Origin of the sequence: Sphingobacterium multivorum, assembly GCF_039511225.1 — a bacterium.
In the GTDB taxonomy this organism is placed as follows: Bacteria; Bacteroidota; Bacteroidia; order Sphingobacteriales; family Sphingobacteriaceae; genus Sphingobacterium.
The window spans coordinates 574,347-593,888 of sequence record NZ_CP154261.1 but is presented as its reverse complement, the minus strand read 5'-3'; the positions used below and the strand labels follow the sequence as shown (position 1 = coordinate 593,888).

12 protein-coding genes are annotated in these 19,542 nt (G+C 39.5%); 3 read left to right on the top strand and 9 right to left on the bottom strand.

What is annotated here, in order from left to right:
- Positions 1-38: 38 nt before the first annotated feature.
- Both AAH582_RS02290 and AAH582_RS02285 read right to left on the bottom strand, forming a co-directional pair.
- Entirely contained in the window at positions 39-545 is a 507-nt protein-coding gene (locus AAH582_RS02290) for an ankyrin repeat domain-containing protein (protein ID WP_343321131.1), read from the bottom strand.
- Positions 514-4,107: a DUF6443 domain-containing protein gene (locus AAH582_RS02285; protein WP_343321130.1), complete on the bottom strand. Its 3,594-nt coding sequence runs from the start codon at positions 4,105-4,107 to the stop codon at positions 514-516. The genes AAH582_RS02290 and AAH582_RS02285 overlap by 32 nt, the downstream gene beginning before the upstream one ends.
- Before the next feature lie 236 nt (positions 4,108-4,343).
- Between AAH582_RS02285 and AAH582_RS02280 the strand changes: the two genes are divergently transcribed.
- Positions 4,344-5,087 carry an NUMOD4 domain-containing protein gene (locus AAH582_RS02280; RefSeq protein ID WP_343321129.1) on the top strand — a complete coding sequence of 248 codons (744 nt, stop codon included), beginning with the start codon at positions 4,344-4,346 and terminating at the stop codon, positions 5,085-5,087.
- 162 nt (positions 5,088-5,249) lie between these two features.
- On the opposite strand, the gene AAH582_RS02275 is transcribed toward AAH582_RS02280, so the two are convergent.
- Positions 5,250-5,372: a hypothetical protein gene (locus AAH582_RS02275; RefSeq protein ID WP_343321128.1), complete on the bottom strand. Its 123-nt coding sequence runs from the start codon at positions 5,370-5,372 to the stop codon at positions 5,250-5,252.
- 110 nt (positions 5,373-5,482) lie between these two features.
- Entirely contained in the window at positions 5,483-5,680 is a 198-nt protein-coding gene (locus AAH582_RS02270) for a helix-turn-helix domain-containing protein (protein ID WP_343321127.1), read from the bottom strand.
- 274 nt (positions 5,681-5,954) lie between these two features.
- On the opposite strand from AAH582_RS02270, the gene AAH582_RS02265 reads away from it, so the two are divergent.
- The gene (locus AAH582_RS02265) at positions 5,955-6,383 is read left to right on the top strand and encodes a hypothetical protein (RefSeq protein ID WP_343321126.1); all 429 of its coding nucleotides are present in this window, start codon (positions 5,955-5,957) and stop codon (positions 6,381-6,383) included.
- Between the two features lie 174 nt (positions 6,384-6,557).
- Here the strand turns inward: AAH582_RS02265 and AAH582_RS02260 are convergent, their stop codons facing one another.
- From AAH582_RS02260 to AAH582_RS02240, 5 genes are all read right to left on the bottom strand, one after another.
- On the bottom strand, positions 6,558-7,193 hold the full coding sequence (locus AAH582_RS02260; RefSeq protein ID WP_343321125.1) for a hypothetical protein: 636 nt from the start codon (positions 7,191-7,193) through the stop codon (positions 6,558-6,560).
- Between the two features lie 431 nt (positions 7,194-7,624).
- Positions 7,625-8,899 carry a glycoside hydrolase family 88 protein gene (locus tag AAH582_RS02255; RefSeq protein ID WP_343321124.1) on the bottom strand — a complete coding sequence of 425 codons (1,275 nt, stop codon included), beginning with the start codon at positions 8,897-8,899 and terminating at the stop codon, positions 7,625-7,627.
- A 40-nt stretch (positions 8,900-8,939) separates the two neighbouring features.
- The gene (locus AAH582_RS02250; protein WP_343321123.1) at positions 8,940-10,205 is read right to left on the bottom strand and encodes a DUF2264 domain-containing protein; all 1,266 of its coding nucleotides are present in this window, start codon (positions 10,203-10,205) and stop codon (positions 8,940-8,942) included.
- A gap of 171 nt (positions 10,206-10,376) precedes the next feature.
- The gene (locus AAH582_RS02245) at positions 10,377-12,128 is read right to left on the bottom strand and encodes a RagB/SusD family nutrient uptake outer membrane protein (protein WP_333576923.1); all 1,752 of its coding nucleotides are present in this window, start codon (positions 12,126-12,128) and stop codon (positions 10,377-10,379) included.
- A 12-nt stretch (positions 12,129-12,140) separates the two neighbouring features.
- The gene (locus AAH582_RS02240) at positions 12,141-15,419 is read right to left on the bottom strand and encodes a SusC/RagA family TonB-linked outer membrane protein (RefSeq protein ID WP_333576922.1); all 3,279 of its coding nucleotides are present in this window, start codon (positions 15,417-15,419) and stop codon (positions 12,141-12,143) included.
- Positions 15,420-15,556: 137 nt separating this feature from the next.
- On the opposite strand from AAH582_RS02240, the gene AAH582_RS02235 reads away from it, so the two are divergent.
- Complete coding sequence (locus AAH582_RS02235) at positions 15,557-19,438, top strand: hybrid sensor histidine kinase/response regulator transcription factor (RefSeq protein WP_343321122.1); 3,882 nt, start codon at positions 15,557-15,559, stop codon at positions 19,436-19,438.
- The last annotated feature ends 104 nt before the right edge of the window (positions 19,439-19,542 follow it).

Sequence of the window (19,542 nt, the reverse complement as noted above, 5' to 3'; positions counted from 1 at the left end):
AGAAACAACCTATTTATTTTAGCATTCACTGTGAAACATCATTCAAAAAATTGCTGGACATTATAATTCGCAATTGTGTTTGCAAGTTGCAGTGGGCTCACACCTGCATTATTTTTACTATCTCGATTGGCTCCGTGTTCCAGTAACAATCTGATCATATCTCCTTTACCTTGTGAAGCAAATGTAGCCCGAAATAAAGCCGTATTCCCGTAATTATCCTTAATATCGACTTCTGCACCATTTTCAATAAGTATTTTTGCAATTTCAGTTTGATAATTTTGCGCACAATGATGTAACGGCGTCCAGCCTAAATTATCTTGTACATTGACATCAAATCCTTTACTACAAAAGAATTTTACCAAAGCAGGGTTATCGTCAAGTACAGCGTAATATAAAGCTGTTCTACCATCACTATCAACTTGCTTAATATTAAAACCATCTCTTAATAAGCCGTCCATTTTGCTTTGGTCGTTTTTATAAATTAGATCGACCAAGTTTTGAAATATTTGATCGTTAGTTTTTTTTGCTGTCATCTTTTTTTTCATATTTATGGCTTCTATTATTTGATCGATCCTCATATTGGTATAAATTTGGATCATTTTCTGCTTCAATTACCTCTTTTCTGGTACTACCTTTAGCTTGATGCATTTTCTTTCTTGTCTTCCATTCCTGGCCAGGCTTATGTCCCAAATCAGTTTTTTGGGGATCTAACACTTGACCAGTATTGGGATCTAGCATTTCACCTTTCGCATTCTTAGGTTGATTCTCTGCAACTTTAGCTAGAGTTGCCTTTCTTGGTTTTACACGATTGGCTGTAGCATCCATGATTTTTTCTTCAGCCCTAGCTACTTTGCTCGCATCTTTGACGACTTCTGCCACCTTATTTATGCTTCTTGCCTCAGACAAGAATACCATCCCAAGCAATCTATTACCAGCACTTAATTTTTGCCCAGAAACTAAATCTCTTCCAGTAAAAACCTCAATAAAGCCTTTCGCATCACCAATGAAAGGCATAACATCTATAAGGAAGGCCGCATCCTGTTTTTTCTCTGTTTCTGTCTGGGTCGATCTCTGAGCACTAGCAGTAATTGCCTTCATGGCATTACCATTATAACTATAGCTCATACCTGCGAATTCCAACCCCTCCAATTCAACCCCATTAATCACACGGTTTTCAGAGAAAGCATATGGGCTATTATGCGTATAATCTGTAGCCAGCGGGTCAATGCTGGTGAATCTTCCTATCGCAGGATCATGCATGCGCCATTTGAACTGTGACCAATTCAGTCCATATTCATCCTGAAATTCCTGCTTTTGGAAAAGATACTTATTTCTGTCTCCCGAAGTAAAGGAATTGAAAGTCAACCCAAATGGATAATAGCTATCTTCCTGGATGATCCGTGCTTTTGATGTGCTTGGATCCTTGTCAAATGCTAATCGAACATTATCTTGATGATCTTTGACCTGATATTCATAGGAATAAAGTCCAGTACTTGGCGAACGCAAGATCCTACCCTCCGCAGTCTGAATAAAATTAATCTGATCTCCAATATAATGTATACCATTAATATAGTTAGTAATGTTTGAACCTGCGGTCTTGTTAAGCTTTATACCCGAGGCATCATACTGATAAATAATGTTATTTCCTCCGATCGTAACTTGCTCAGGTAAGTTTAAGTAGTTATAGGATACAGCTGTAATTCCTTTGTTAATATCTGTCTTAAGATTTCCATTAACATCGTAGGTGAATTCATCACTTGCCGTAGGTGTTGGTTCTTTAAAACCGTACGATCTATTTCCGGTTGATTTTTCATCCACCTTAAGCAATTTATTTCCAGCATACGTATATGTTAGATCATCCATAACGCCGAATGCAGTTGCACTGATCGTACCGTTGCGTTTGAGCTGCAAAATATTACCCATCTTATCGTAAGCAATATCTCCCTCTGTAAATCTATTATTTTCTGGGTCAGCGGTCCAGTTTGTCCCGAAAGCTCTGAAATCTGCTGCAAGAAGACGGTATGCATTATCGTATTTAAATGCATAACCACGCAATTTATTGGTACGGCTTGAATTCCAAATCACCTCTGAAATATTACCATTATACTGACCAGGATAAACCTTTAATTGCCGATCGTCATCTGTATATTTTATATCGAGGCCAAATAAGTCATTCTCTGTCGCATTCAAGGAAGTCCCATTGATTGAAGTGAGCCAGCCGCGAATATTATGTAGGTAATCTAACTTTTGTAAAAAATTTCCGCCTCCATTCTCTGAATGCAGCTTTTTGGTAATTAATGTTCCTACCTCATTATATGCATTGGATAACAACAACACCTCAGGTTGGCTATTCACCTGATGATAAGTATTGATCAAGCGCCCTTGATGATCATACTCATTTCGTTCTTTAATAATTGTAGTCGTACTTCCCTTTGTATGCGTCCTTTTAGATTCAGCTAACTCTCCAGGAAAATTATAAGTATTTTCAACAATATCGTTTCCTCCATGTTGATGCTGTGCGTTAGTCCTCGTTACCCGGCCATAATCATCATAATATTCCACACTCCACAAATAACTTGTCGTACCAAGTATCTTGGTTTTTGTGGCTGTCCGTAGACTTTTTATCATTTTAGAATAGGAAGAAGCCAAAGTCTTCCACTCTGCAGGGCAATCGGATGGCAGATCATAATTGTCATAATATACATAGCTATATACTTCTGCTCCATTTCCAGATGGAAATGAAGTATTGGCATATCCAGATGGATTTGTATTCAGCGGACTTTCCCATAAAACGGTATATCCATCAACCAAGGCTTGTACATCTGTTCTTAAAGTCAGTGTGGTGGTATATTTTCCAGACATAACGACTCTCGAAAAGGCATCATACTTCGTAAAAGTCCATTCCTTTGGGCTTTTAGCGCGCTGGATGCCATCTTGCGTCAAGACCACCTGATCGTTTTTATTATAGACGAGGTATTCAACATCTTTTCCTGGAACTTTTTTCTCCACCATCCTACGCCTTCCGTCAAACCGATATTGATAGCAAAAGTCATTTAATTGAGTGGCAGTAGGGAGCGTAGCTCCGTCAGGATCGAACACGCCTATTCTTCCCGGAGTCAGTACATACGTCAAATCCCCAAAGTCATCAAAAACAAAATAGGTCGAAAGCATTTCAATGCCCCCATCATTCTTTTTGTTAAAGACTCTTTTTAATACCGTCCTACCCTCCTTATCTACATACTCTTCCTTTGTTCCTGCACGACCGTCAGAAGCTATCCAATTTTCATCTTTGGTAACATAGACATATAATTGTCCTGCACCGTAAGCGCCATTTATAGTAAGGCTAGGAACTCCATCTGTAGAAAGTGAAACACCATACAAGTTTACCCGTTTTGTATTTGCAACATCTGTAAATGCTGTTGTATTATTGGTACTATACTCTTTCTTAATTGTATGGCCAGACCCTGTAATGTTTGTATTTTGAGGCTGCCAAAATGCACCGGGAGCTCCCTGTTCCAACTCCCTGTTTAAAGGGGAATTTTCAAATACCGTTAAAGAAAAAGGATGGGGACTCCCCGCTACACCAGAAGGAGGTGTATTGTAGAAAGCTGCCTGAGCAATATAAACTGAAGCTTTAAATGCCCCAGGTGTTTCCGCAGATGAATAGGGCAGATACTTTTTTGATTCTCGCCCAAACCCATCATATTCCTGCGGCTCAACAATATCCTTAAAAGTAGGACTAGCCTTAGTTGTCACAGTCTGAATCTGCCTTCCAAGACCATCAAAATAAGCTACTTCCTGAATAAAATCGTTTGTTGTTGGATTAGTAGGGATAGTTGTATAAGCTTTCCGAAAAGTATTGGTAACTATATAATTCTGATTTGCACTCAAGGAAGCATTTAAGGGCTGTGAAGGAATACCTGTAATATATATTCGGACATTTTGTCCCGTAGGGATATGAAACCCGGGCTTTAAGATAATACTTCCTGTAGCCGAAATTTCACTTTGGTTACTATAGCTAGTGAAAGTCAAATCTTGTGCAAACAATTGGCTAACTGAAAACAAATACAGCAATAAGAAAGAAATCAGTTTAGATATACTTTTCATAATTCTAATAGCATGGCGTTAATAATTTATTGTAAAAATACTTTTTAATCAATTAATTATCAATAGAAGACCAAAATATTATTTACTAAAAAAGAGCAAAAAATTTATTTGAAATTGATAAATACCTAGAAAGAATATATTATTCAACAGTAAATTACTTTTTGCATCTGTATCAGCGAATATTTTGCATTTTATTTTTCGCTTGTATAATTATCAAATTAACTATCTTAGAACATATGGAAACTTTGGTCGTTTACCCCTATCAGGATATAACTACACCCAACCTTCCTCGGGAAATCTGGATGGATATTAAGAAATTTGAGGGATACTATCAGGTGTCTAATTTAGGCAGGGTACGTTCATTAGACAGAACTGTGCCCCATAGTCGTTGTGGAACCCAATTTGTAAAAGGAAGAATATTGAAACAGAGCGTAAAGAAGCATTACAATGCATCTATGGACGACCATGTTAACATATTGCATGTTACCTTGGCAAATGAATCCGAGTCGCATTACCTCATCGTGCGCAGACTCGTTTTTTTTACATTCAAGGGATTGGACCTTCAGGATCATGACGATATAATAATAAGTCCAATTGACAATGATGGCCTGAATTGCCGTTTGAATAATCTGGAGATGTTAACCCGAAGTGAAAAACGATATCGTACATTAGAACAAAACAGAATTGACCCCGCTAGGATCAACAAAATGCCCGAAATTGTTAGACCCAATTTTGCTATTTGGAAACCGGTAAACAGATGCGATAACAATGGCAAGGTCCTCCAGACATTTCCTTCCATTGCTAGTGCGAAAAAGGATCCTGGTCGTTATAATGGAACATATATCTCGAGGGCTATTAGAAGTGGAGAGCCCTATAGAGGTTTTGTATGGAAACTCGCGTCTAGATCAGTGCTTGATGAACTGAGTACACAATATCCAAAGAGGAAAAAGATTAGACAAAAAAATATACGGCTCCTATAAGCCAAAACCGTGGGCTATATATTTCGTAAGTTCCTGAATTGAGACTATTATAGCCATAACCTCTTCCCTATTATCTTTACAAATATCTCTTGAGATAGTAAAACTTTAATATCTAACAAAAGCTCACGAAATATCAACCTTACCCAACTTTTAAAATGATCGCTACTTCTCTTCCTTTAATTTCTTGACCTCGGCAGCGAGATCGAGTACAGCCTTGCTGAGATCAGCGATAGATTGCGTTTTGATCCGATCTTCCTCAATAAATTTTTCTAAAAGAGCGACCAATTTTTCTGAACCGTCATAATTAAATGTAGGCTGAGAGTTTGGGCCTATTGGATTATCATTGAAGGTCGAATTACTATTATTCTGTATATGGTAAAATTACATTTTCATCCTTAAAAGACTTTACGAAAATCAGATGTTACTCCTAATGCTGTCGCCAGTTCATCCAACAGTGGCTCATCCAGAGCGACCATATTTTCAAAGTCCGAAATACGCTGCTGTGAATACCTATTACGGCAGAGCTGACCAAAAGCCTCCTGCTTTATCCCCTGTATCTCACGGATACGTTTGATATTGTGACCGATATGCATGATGTCTTTTTTTTCTTTAGAGGCACATACCAAAATCCGGTCTACATAGCAAACAGCATAACAAACATTGCGCAACTATAAAAAAGATATGCCTATCCCCTTCTCGGGTGATTAGGTAAAACTAAGCAATGATGAAAAAGGCCGCGATTTTAAACTTAAATTATTCAAAATACCCTTTCGCACATATCTAGGGAGGGACAGATCGGATAAACGGGTGCTGCTACAACATACATTGGTAGGCCAGATTAAAATCTGTACGAGTTCGATCAAGATCGTGAAAGGCAAAATTTTCTTATTCCTAGCACTAGATCTACCGAAAAAACAGCATGAGTTGAAAGAACATATCATCGCTGAGGCCTCGTTATCTGTCGAATACCCAATTACCGTCAATATTGACCGCGACAATTATCAGATCGGTAACAAGGAAGAATTTCTTTATAGACTGATGGCTATTCAAAGTGCGCGGCATCGTTTGCAAAAAGCCACGACATTTAATAAAGGTGGACATGGCCGTAAGAAAAAGCTAAAAAGCCTAGAGCATTTCAACGAGAAGGAAAAACGATATGTCGACAGCCATCTTCATCTATATAGTCGCCGTCTCATTGATATCTGTGTTAAATCTGAGGCAGGCACCCTACTTCTGGTCAACCAATCCAATAAAGAAGAAGTTGTCAAAGAGGATGAGTTCCTGCTGCGTAATTAGAGCTACTATGTTTTGATCGAAAAAATCAAATACAAGGCCAACATCGCTGGCATAAGTATTATCGTTGAATAATAATCTCAAAATGGCAAAGCTTTAAATTATAAAGCCTTGTCACTAATTTTATCTTTGAGTATAACACTTTTCTAATCCACCTCATGGATTCCGTCGAAACAACTATATAACCCCACAATAAATAGAATTCGAAAAGTCCCCTTCGAGTGTATCCCATATGCCGACATAAACATGGTAATCACCTATTTTCTTGCTTATTCCCTCCAATTGTAATGAACAGGAGCCCTGATTTATATTGGCAATGGAGGTTCTCAAATGCGACTCGGTATCGAGACCTATGAGTCCCAGATTGATTTTATATATACTGCTTTTATATTGATCATCTACAGTCCAGCTAAGATCAATCCGATCGCCATCCAGGCTTACTTGACAGTTGGATAACGTAGTGAGCGGACCCGAAAACAGCACGAGCTTTTCAAGATTAACGAATGGCTTGTTCTCGTCATCCAATTCAAGAGTCTCTTTAAAAATGTGGCGCTGTGCCAATTGGAAAGCCCCTACACGACTTTCTTTTTTCGCTAGATATTGATAGCCAAATTCAAGAATTCTTTTATTCCATGCAGCAAACTTACCAGCAACTTTCTGTTTTTCCCTATTTAACAGTTCTGCCTCACTGGGCGGAGACGTTCGTTTTCTTTTGCCGCCACGTATGATATTTTGGCCATTCAATAGATAAGCACTCACCGAACCAAATTTCCCAACAATAGGGCCGTTCGGACCATTTTTTAAAATTGCCATAAAGCTTCTCTCCTTCTGTTTATAATTGACGATAGCTAACTGACCACTAAGTTAATATCAAGTTAACTATTAAAAACGGGGTAACACTATTATTACAAGGATATAACAGGGGGTTAACAGGGGTAATACCCCTGTTAACCCCCTGTTAACCCCTAGTTATTCCCCTGTTATTCCCCTGCTAATATAAGAGCCGATGTTAACCAATTATTAACTTACGTAGTCGTAGAAATTAGCCTAGAGAAACGATCTAATACAGCGCAACCCTGATAAACAAAACCTTCATGACTTCGCAAACACCAACAGCAATGAAAACAAACTGAAGGTTTTTCTGGCCAATAAGATCAGACACTTAAAAAAAAGTGAAGTACAGACGCACTTCACTTTTTCCACACGATGTTAACAACTTTGTTGAAAACCCAAGAATCCGCTCGTTATGGTTTGATTACCTTTTCTCCACGGAGCAATCGGTCATACCGCACCAAGGCCTCTACATAATAGTAATCGGCATAGGTTAAAGGCACATCTACCTCTGTTTTATGTGGAATTGAACCCACACTATGCTTCAAGATATATCCACCTGCTTCTTTATAATCTGCTTTGTAGGGTTTAGCAGAAAGCGACCGCAGCATTTGTTCAGCTTTAGAAATGTACAGCTGGCTTTCGCTACCTGTTGTGTATTGTGCCAATTCCAGCAAAGCCGAAGCTGTCACCGAAGCTGTCGACACATCGCGAAGGTCTTTTTGGCTATAATATTTACTGTCCGGTGTAAGCTTGTTTTGGTCCATATCCCAATAGGGAATTAGATCTTTTGGAAGGTTGGGATGATTCAGATAAAACTGCGCAATATGCCGCGCTTGCTCCAGATATTTCTTGTCGCCGGTCTCGCGGTACATCATCGTATAGCCATAAAGCCCCCACGACTGTCCCCTAGCCCATGCAGACTCGTCAAAAGCACCTTGGGCAGTCTTTCTCGAAATAATACGTCCATCTTTTGGATTGTAATCCACGACATGATAGGAACTATAATCTTTTCGATAGTGATTGACCATTGTTGTATTTGCATGCGTTATAGCGATATCACGATAGCGCTTATCACCTGTCATCTTGGAAACTTCCGTCAAAAACTCCAGGTTCATCATATTGTCGATGATTACCGGATAGGTCCAAGGCTGCCCATCCCAGTTTTTTCCACCGTCCCATGAACGGATAGTTTTGGGTGCTTCGTGGAAACGTGTTGCCAACGACGCTGCTCCAGTACTTAAAATCTCCTTGTAAGCAGCCGAATCTCCCGTCAAGCGTAATGCATTACCAAAGCTGCAGTACAACATAAAGCCCAAATCATGTGTTCCCTTGTTGTTCTTTTCCTTTTCGAGTTCTTTTAATTTGCTTTTTGCTTCCGTCAAAAGTTTTTCGTCCTTGGTATACTCGTATAAGTATAACACTGTACCGGGATAAAATCCCGAACACCACCAACTTGACCCCCAATTCACATATTTACCATCTTTATACGTCGTCGGCATATCCGATTCATTGATCGATGCGGAAAGATAGGCGATTTGTTTATGTGCATCTTCCAAATTGGTACGGACAAATTCTTTGTCAAGTCCCAGTTTCACTGCTCTTAGGTTTCGCTGACTAGAACAGGAAATTCCCTGCATTCCTAGCCCGATCATTAAAGCTCCCGTAATATAGTGCTGTATCTTCATTTTATCCAATCCTTAATCTCTGCTTTTTATTCTTTTTCGTTTAATAACTTACATAATAATCTTTGGGAAATTGCTCGGCATTCCAGCATTTTTGGGAGGTCCATGGTTGTGGAGCGCAGGTCCAGAACTCATCGTTTGCTGGTAGTCCCAATGGCAAAAACGACAAGGAGGCCACATACATAGACCCTGCATTTGTATAGTAATCTGCAAGATTGGATTGTTTATCACCCACCACGCCCATACGCAGCCATCCAGATGGCGCAAAGGTTTTGTCAATATAAATATGTCGAAGTATAGTGGTCAACGCAGCCCTGACCTGACCCTTCGAGATATCTTCGGGCAACTTATTTTCTAGAGCTACTGTTGCTAGTGGCTGAAAAGCGGCATTCTTATAGGTTGAGGAACGGCCAACAACGACATAATGACCTTCCGGCGAAATCATGCGCTCTAAATGGTGCGCATAGCGCTGCATCCGTTTGTATGCCCGTTCATACATCTCTTTGTATTTTCCACCTGCTGGGATATTATGACGCAGCGACTCAACCTGCATACAATGGATCACATACCCGTTGTAGTGATCAAAACTAAAATGGGCGCCATCACTATACCAACCGTCTCCTACATACCATTCCTGATCAAATTTATTGACCGCGTAATCGATCTTTTCCCGTGCACATTCCTCCCCTATGCTGTAAAGAAATGTTTCTGTCATTGCAGCAAACAACAACCAATTACTTTCATTCGGCTTAATCCTGCGCAGTAGTTTAAACTCTTCAATGACTCTTTGCTTAGTGGTTTGGTCCAAAGGTTGCCATAAAGCTTGGGGGGCCCTCAAAAAGGCCAGTGCAAGATGCGCTGCGTCCACGAGTGTTTGAGACGAAGGACCTCGCCAGGTAAAATAATCCGGTGATTTAGGATCTACACCATACTGTATACCGAGTAATGCTTGATCGCGTAATTTTTTTCGCAATTTTCCTTCCTCAGTAACGTCATCCGGCAGTGCCAACCAAGGTGCCATTCCCGCCAACAAGCGACCAAAAGCTTCTAGGTATCCGACTCCAGGATCCCTACTATCAAAAGTCGGACTTACCTCCATCGGCATATTTTTACGCCATTGTTGCTTGCTGATATTACTTAATATTGGAGCAGCCATCTTATGTAAGACAGATACCCAATAGGCGCGATCGTTTTCGTTAACGCTTGTCTTATTGTCCAAACTGCTTGCCTCTGCTTCTATTGGTAGAGACGCAGTCAATGCGCCAACTCCAGCTCCGCCTAACAATTTTAATAGGAATCTTCTCTTCATTCGATAATGGTTTATAAATTAATGTGAGCTTGATAATGCTGCACAAAAACATTAAAAATCTTTAATTTAACCTAAAAAAACAAACCTAAATAAATCAATCGCTCTAGCAAACGATTGCATGAGCGATTGATAACAACTTTTTTACGTGAAATAAAAAATTACACTTATTTTTTAATCATCCCAGCCACTATTTTGTGTCAGACCAGTATTCTGTTCTCTTTCAATTTGAGGAATAGGCCAAGTATATAATTGATCTCCTCGCCAATCATAGCCTGAAATAACTCCTCCCCATACCTCTTTAATACCATTTCCAGTATAAAAAGATGTTTCTTTCAACGTTTTCCAGCGCAACTCGTCAAAATAAATAACACCTTCACACATCAATTCGCGTCTGCGTTCTTCACGGATTTCCTTCCTGAGATCCTGTTCACCTAACCCTAAAGCTAACTCGCCAACCCCTGCACGCTTTCTTACTTCATTTACTTTTAGCACAGCCTCACCAGGTTTCTTTGATTCATTTAGTGCCTCTGCCCATAACAAAAGGATATCCGCATAACGTATGACAATGTAATCATATGCTCCAGCTTCTCTGTTTGGGATACCCGGATTGGCTCCTTCGTAGACAAACTTACGGGGGTAGTAATAAAAATTAGGTACAATGTCTGTGCGTAAATCAAATACTCCTCCGAATTCCTGTCTATAAGGCCACCTCGAGGTAAACGTTTGATCTGTAGCTCCATTTGCTCCAATAAAAGTTGAATATGGCAGAATTACATTACTAGCTAACCTCGGATCACGATCTGTATATGCCTTCAAAATGCGTTGCTCGTTGCCTGTTGGTAAATACAATGACATATCGAGCCCTTTTTTCTCCATATTTGTAATTTCCGTTGCAGTCAAATTATTCCGCAAGAAAAATACCTCTCTTTTTTTAGGAGCCATTGAATTATACCCAGGTATGTAGTCATCCCAGTTAAATTTAGCACCATCTTTTCTTTGATATCTATCTACCGCATCTGGATGCACGAGATAAGTATTCCAATTTGATCCAAAAGCAGACCTCGAGCCAAATCTAAATTGATAGTCAGAACCATATCCGGCAAGGGCAATATTCTGAATACTAAATATAATCTCGGGACTTTGTTCATTACTCCCTTTAAAAAGATCGGAATAACTGTTGAATAAAGTATGACCTAAATTTTTGACCTGTTCAAAATCGGCAATCGCTTTAGCCCATTCTTGGGTATACATATAGACTTTACCGCGCAAAGCATAAGCTGCCGACTTAGATATCTTACCAAAATTTGAATTCCCTTTTTCATAGCGTCCAGGCAACTGTGGCTCATTGATACAATCTGTAAGGTCTTTGATAACAAGGCTCCAAACTTCTTGTTCTGAGCTCCTTGGTTTATCAACTTTATTCCACTCAATTGGCTCTGTATATATAGGAACTCCTTTATAAAGCTGATTTAAACGATAATAATAAAACGCTCGTAAGAATTTCACCTCAGCAAGCAATCTTGCTTTTTTCTCTGCACCAACAGGCGAAACGTTAGTGATCCCGTAGATCGCATTGTTACTCCGGTGAACACCTTCATAAAGACTTTGCCAAGTGGAGGAGAAAATACCCGAAGAACTGGTTGCTGTTGCGTTCATCAAAGTTGAATTATCACGACCTTGAAGTGTAACATAGGAATCATAAACATATAGCGTCTGACCAAGACGCAAGGCTTGGTACACTCCATTAACCCCTTGGTCGGTAAGGTTCTCGGTTAACCACATATTATTTGTTAACACTTGCGTTTTAGGAACTGTATCCAATAAATCCTTCTGGCAAGAAGAAAGCAAAGCTGTTGTACCAAGAGTAATTACCAACATTAGTTTCTTACTCCACAAATTATATTTTCTTTTATTATTTTCCATGATGTATCTATTTTAGAATCCAATATTCAAACCAAATGCAAATTGCTTCATTGTTGGATACTTAGCGCCTGCGCCAACTTCGGGATCCAAACCTGGGAAATCTGTAAACATCAATAGATTTTCACCAGTGAAAAACACTCTTAAACTGCGCACTTTGAACTTTTCTGTCAAACTCTTCTTAAATGTATAGCCAACTTGAAGATTTCTAAGCTTCAGAAAATTTGCGTTGTACAACCAATAGTCGCTTGCCTGATTATTTATATTTTCGGCATTTGTTCCGTATTTTAACCTAGGGAAATAACCATTTTGATTGGTACGTGGATCATCTGGTACAGCGGGATTATAGAAATAGTGATTGTCATATATCCTTGTTGTGACTTGATTGCCTAATATCAACACATTGTTGTTATAACCAATATCTGACCAATAATATTGCCCGCCTGCTTCTCCAGCCCAGATCATAGACATATCAAAACCCTTATAGGAGAAACCTAAATTAAAACCATAGATATATTTTGGACTTGTTGAGGTTCCGGTAAAATATTGGTCGGCAGTGTTACCATAAACACCATCTCCATTTAAATCTGCATAAATTAGGTCCCCATAGTACATCTTTGTCGTACCGTAACTATCTCCTATTTGCTGAGATGAATTCAAGAACGAATACCCGCCGGCTTTCATTGCTTTTACCCATTCATAGTCCTTATCGGTACGGATCATTCCTGTAGTAGGTCCCCCATTGATGTTTACTGATCCATCGGCATTGAAATAGCTACCATCGCCTTTATAAACTTGACGTAGGTAGAATTCGTCAAGGCGATAACCTTCTAACCTCCGATTGACTCCCCCTGTGGATACATCCCCCAAATTAGTCTGCCAAACCATTTTACCGGATCCATCATCCACCATCCCTTGTACCAGCTTACCTTCAAATTTGGTGACCTCATTTTTATTGTATGCAAAATTTCCACCAATATTATAGTGAAAATCACCAATTTTGTCTCTCCAATTTAGATTAAACTCAATACCTCTATTACGCATTGAAGCTTGATTGAAAAATGGTGGACTTGCTGTTCCCGCAGTAAGAGGCATCTTCGCCGTACGAATAATATTGGAGGTTTTACGATCGTAAACATTCATCTCGATGAACGCCCGGCGATTTAATGTCGCGAATTCTAGCCCCAACTCTTTATTCTCAGAATCTTCCCACTGTAATAAATCATTACCAAAACGTGATAGTCTTAATCCATTAGCCTGAGCTCCATTAAATGAATAACCCACCGAGCCATATACACCTTGCCAACCATAGACATTCAGATCATCTCCACCATCATTCCCTAATTTACCCCATGATCCGCGAATTTTAATATCCTGCACATAAGGATTCACGGCTTCCATAAATGGCTCCTTGGACAATACGTACCCGACAGAAACAGAAGGGAACGTACCATACTTTTTACCAAGGCCAAATTTTGAGGCTCCGTCACGGCGTAAGCTGAACTCCGCTAAATATTTTGCGTCATAATCATAACTTACACGACCAAAAAAAGAACGCATTGAATTGTCTGATTCAAATCCACCAATACTATTCATTTCAGTGCCAGTACCAATATTGGTTATCGTAGCATCTATCAAACCTTTTGTAGATGCATTAAACCCAGAATCGTTATAATAAAATTCATTATGACCAACTAATGCACTAATCGAATGCTTATCAATTACAGTATTATAACGTAAAACATTATCAAACGATTTTCTATAAATTTTCCTATAAGATTGTCCCGTGGTCATTTGAGCGAGATTGATAGGCGATGTTACAAGAGTCATTGTAGAAAAATCCCAGCGATCAGAAGGGGTTGACCAACTTTTTACTTCATCAAAACGACTCTGGTAATTAAACTTAGTCTCAAAGGTTAACCCTTTCAAAAGTTTAATATTAGCGAATAAAGTTGAGTTCAATTGAGTGCGTTCATTACTCCCTTTATTATCGTAGAGATACAACATCAAGTTGTTCAATTGAGAAGATTCCCCAGAGCTAAGCACTGCACCTCCGAATTTCCCATCATACATGGGGTATATCCCTGGAGTGGTTTGTCTCAAAAAATTATAAAGATTCTCATCCGAAGCCATTGAGCGTTCCTCTTTAACGACAAATGTCTGGGTGCCGACTGTCAAGAAATTAGTAATATCAGTCTCGAGATTCACCCTCCCTTCGTAACGTTTCATACCAGTATTATGCATAATACCAGGATTATCTTGAATTCTTCCGGACAGATTATATCGAATTTTTTCGCTTCCTCCTAGGACCCCGATATTATGATTTTTAAGCCAACCATTATCGTAGATCCAATCGCCCCAATTGGTATTTGGAAAGGCTACATAGTTTGGAATCCCAGCTGCTGTCATTCCATTTGGGTCTGCATTAGCAGCAGTCCATGCATCAATTGCACTCTGTGTATAGGGACTTTTATCACCGATATTTTCCGCAGCTTCTTGAAATAACTTCATATGTTTCAAATAATCACTTTGAAAAACTGGCTTCACACTCGGCGTAGTTCTAGAAAATAAACCAGAATAAGTTATCTGAGGAGCCTGTCCAGATCTCCCTTTTTTTGTTGTTATTAGAATAACTCCATTTGCTGCACGAGCCCCATATATCGCTGCTGAGGAAGCATCCTTTAATACTGATATATTTTCAATGTCCTCCGGATTTACAGCGTCCATAGTTCCTTGGATACCATCTATGATAACGAGTGCATCATTATTGTTCATCGTACCTGTTCCTCGGACACGTATTGTTGCACCATCACTACCAGGCTTGCCATTACCAACCTTAACTTGAACGCCTGCCGCTAGACCTGAAAGAGCGGAAGAAACATTAGTAACCGCCCTACTTTCGAGTTGTTTTGAATCAATTGTAGCAACCGAACCGAGCAATTTAGCCTTCTTTTGTTGTCCATACCCCACAACAACAACCTCGTCAATAACCGAACTCGTTCCATCCATAGTCACATTGACAACATTCCGCCCATTGACACTAACTTCTTGGTTTTGATAGCCGATATAGGAAATGACAATTGTCGCACTAGAACTCACGGACAATGAATAGGTACCAGTAGCGTTTGTAGAAGTAGAAGCACTTCCACCCTTTTCTCGAATCGTTACACCCGCTAAAGGTGCACCTTGACTGTCTGTAATCCGCCCCGTAATCGAAATTTTCTGCTGTGCCATACTCGCACCCACAGTAAACATCATCATAGCAGACAGTCCAACTTTGTAAAACTTTGCCATACTTTAGGAAAATTAGTTTTCTAATAAAAATTGGTTGTTTAATAAGCCAAAGATGGGTCTATACGCAAATTAAGGGGGGTGAAATTCATAAATATTTGGGGGTAAAATCTTAAATTTGATCCAAATACCCTATAACCATGAACATACTGCCTATTTTATTGCGACAATTTTTGCTGTTGATATCCATCATTTCTCTTTGTCATGCCCAGGATCTTAAGTTTGAAACGCTAAGCCAGGAGAACGTATTGGATAAACAGGCGGTATTAACAATTGCACAGGATAAACAGGGTAAACTTTGGTTCGGCGGTGGCGCCAACCTATTTGTATATGACTCCCAGAATATCACCAATATTTTGGTACAGGATACCGTCTTTAAAAAGGTAGATTATATTAATAAGATTGGCATCAACGCAAAAAATCATCTTTTCATCGCTACGGCAACCCAACTATTCATCTTCGACATCAACAAACGTAAAGCTGTATTTAAACAAGGAAAACCTTTTCAGGAAAAAATTGTCATCACCGACATCCAATTTTTATCAAACCAGATATTTCTATGCACTGACAAGGGGCTTTATCAGGCCATCCCGACTGCTGGAACCTACAATCTCAAAAAAATTCTTGACCGCCCCCGGGTGCAATCGATCATCCAAACCAGCCCCAATACCTATACAATAGCAAGTTACAAGGGCATCGAGTCTTTTTCATGGCAAAATAATCAGATGTCCCATATCCAAAATCTGATGTTTCCTCCGCTTCCATTAAAGGAGCGTATTTTCAGTGCTCTTTATCTCCATAAAGGTATCTTGTGGGTTGGCACAAAATTGCATGGAATATTCCAATACAACTTCATTGATAAAAAATGGAATAACTTAACAGAATCAAACAGCAACCTACTCAGCAATAACATCAGAAAAATAGTCCCAACCAAACAAGGAGACCTCTTGATCGGTACACTAAAAGGACTCTCCATCTTTAACGGCTCGTCACATTTCCTAAACTATAAACACAATACCTCCGTCAAAAACTCATTGAGTCAAAATTCCATCTATGATATCTTCATAGATCGACAACAGATCACTTGGATAGGAACCTATTTTGGAGGAATCAATGCCATCTACCCCGATCTCATCCCCATACAGCATTACTCAACACGTTCGCGTACTGCTCTCAGCCTCAGTAGCGATATCACCGGCAGTTTCGCCGAGTCAGAAAATGCGTTTTGGATCGGAACAGAAGAAGAAGGAATCAACAAAATTGACAAAATATCTGGAGTAACTTCACCTTTATCAAACTTAACCCAGTCAAACCTGATCAAGGACCTCTATGTTCGCGATAATAAAATCTACGCGGCGCAATATGGCGGTGGCTATTCCATTATCGATGCGCAATCTGGAAATGCACAGCATTTTTACCTCGAAAAAGAACTCCTAAATCTCAAAAACAACATCTACAGCATTTACGTCGATCCGACACACCGTATTTACCTTGGAACCAACAAAGGGCTCTATATTGTGGAGCCTGGAAAACCTGCAACGTATCATGCTGCATTAAAAACAGGTACAATTGATGATATCCAGGCCGATCATAAACAGCAGACCTATTTTCTTAGAGGCGGGACACTTTTTCGCAAAAAACCGAATGAATCAGACATACAGCCAATTAAACAGCTCGATACATTAGCCCTGGGTGGATTTTATGTGCATCCGAATGGGGACATCTGGCTGACGTCAAAAGAAGACCTCTATCATCTTGATCAGCGCGATAAGCTTACCAAAGTATCACGTTTTCCAAACAATTCCTTAGGCTGGCCCATCATTGTGAACAATCAGGTATGGCTTACCAGTAAAAATGGATTAATATGCTACAATCCCAAAACAAAACAGCGCTACCTCCTGAATCAATATGACGGTTTACCGGTCAAAAATCTACTTGGTGCCAAAGTCTTTGCCAGCAAAGCAGGAACACTATTCGTCACGACACTAAATGGTGTAGTTGCCCTGAATACCCAAAAAATAATTTTCAATCAGACTATCCCCGAGGTACTCTTCCGAAATATATTTCTCGAAGAGGCCCCATTAAACTACGGACGAATTCAGAAAACGATAGATCCCAACAGTTATCAGCTCAAGCTCCGACATGACGAAAACTTTGTTACGATCAATTTTTCCAGTTCCAATTTCATCAAACCGCAAAAGAATAAATACCGATACAAGCTTGAAGGTTTTGACAAAGATTGGATTGAAACTAGTACTCCTTCAATACGATATACCAATATTCCTACAGGTATGCATACCTTGACCATATTTGCCAGTAACAACGATGGTATCTGGAGCAGCATACCCCTGCGGATCAATATCGATATTAAACCTCCCTTTTGGAGGACCTGGTGGGCCTATCTATTCTATGCAGTTTTGTTTACCCTGGGTGTACATCTGGTCATTAAATTTGTCGTCGAACGTGAGATGCTGATTAATTCAGAACGGGAACAGGAAAAGAAAATAAAGTTCTTCACACAGATATCCCACGAAATTCGCACACCGCTGACCTTGATAACAGCTCCATTGGATGAAATTATTTCCGAAACAGCCAATCTTTCCGCTACCCAAAACAAAGTAAAACGAATAAAAAAGAATGCCAGTAAACTCCTAGGTGTCATAAACGAACTGCTCGACTTCAAAAAGTTCGATGACAAACACTTTGTCCTGAAGAAAACAGACATCTCTTTTCGGGAATATATAGAAGATACATTTTACCTATTAAATGACCTTGCCAAAGCAAAACACCTCAATTACTATATCCGGCAGCTGGATGCCGTAGGGCTACAATCCATAGATACTGTACAATTTGATAAAGTCATGTTTAACCTCTTGTCAAATGCGATCAAGTACACACCAGAACATGGTACAGTTTATCTGGAGCTGATCGAAAGCGATGACTCATTTTCCATAAACATAGTTGATAACGGCATCGGTATTGCCACAGACAATCAGTTCAAAATATTTGAAGAATACTATCGTGAAGAGCAAGGTAATGATGCCATCGGCACAGGCATTGGATTGGCACTGACCAAACAAATCGTACAGCAGCACAAGGGAGACATTCGTTGTTTCTCACAGGAAGATGAAAAAGGGAAATGGACGGTATTTACGGTAACCTTACCGAAAAAAGCTGGCGAGAAAATAGAGCCGCAAGCGATAGATCTCCTTGCAAAGGAAATAGAAGACGTTAACATACAAGGCTCCAGCACATTCGACACCTCCTTGCAACAAACTATCTTAATTGTAGAAGACAATAAAGAATTATTAGCAGCCGTTGTTAGCCTATTTGGGGAGAGCTTCAGCATTATTACTGCTGTCAATGGTGAGGAAGCCCTTTCTAAAGCATTGGAATATATCCCTGATCTGATTATTTCAGATCTGATGATGCCTTACATGGACGGTGCTCAGCTATGCCAAGCCATTAAAACAAATATGACGACCAGCCATATACCATTCATCTTGCTGACTGCTGTAACCGATAGCGATTCCCAAACGTTGGCCTTAGAGCATGGCGCAAACATCTATTTGACAAAACCCTTCGATAATAAACAGCTCTTCCTTTCTGCTCAAAATCTCTTGGCTATCAGCCAGAAAAAGAGTAAAGGATTTCAAGTCAAAACAACTTCATTCGACAATGAACTTGATGCGCAATTCATCTCATCCCTAAATCAGTTGATCGAAAAAAATATCCAGTCAGATGGCTTTGATGTTAATTTTATAGCCCGTACAATGGGAATGAGTGCTCCAATTCTCTATCGCAAGCTGAAGGCCATATCCAATTTATCGCTCAATAATTATGTAAAAACGTATAGGTTAAACAAAGCAAAAGAACTACTGAATTCTGACATGAACATCAGTGAAATCGCCTATGCTGTGGGATTTTCCGATAGAAAATATTTTAGTAAGGAATTTAAAAAACAATTCGGATACAATCCGTCAGAACAAACGGCGAATGCTAGCCAGACCACTGAAACTTAGCGATATTTGAAGATAACCCACATCCTGTTCCATAAAAAAAAAGAGATGTCCATAACATCTCTTTTTTTTGATCCGTGCCTGTGTACTTAAATCGAGTTAATTTA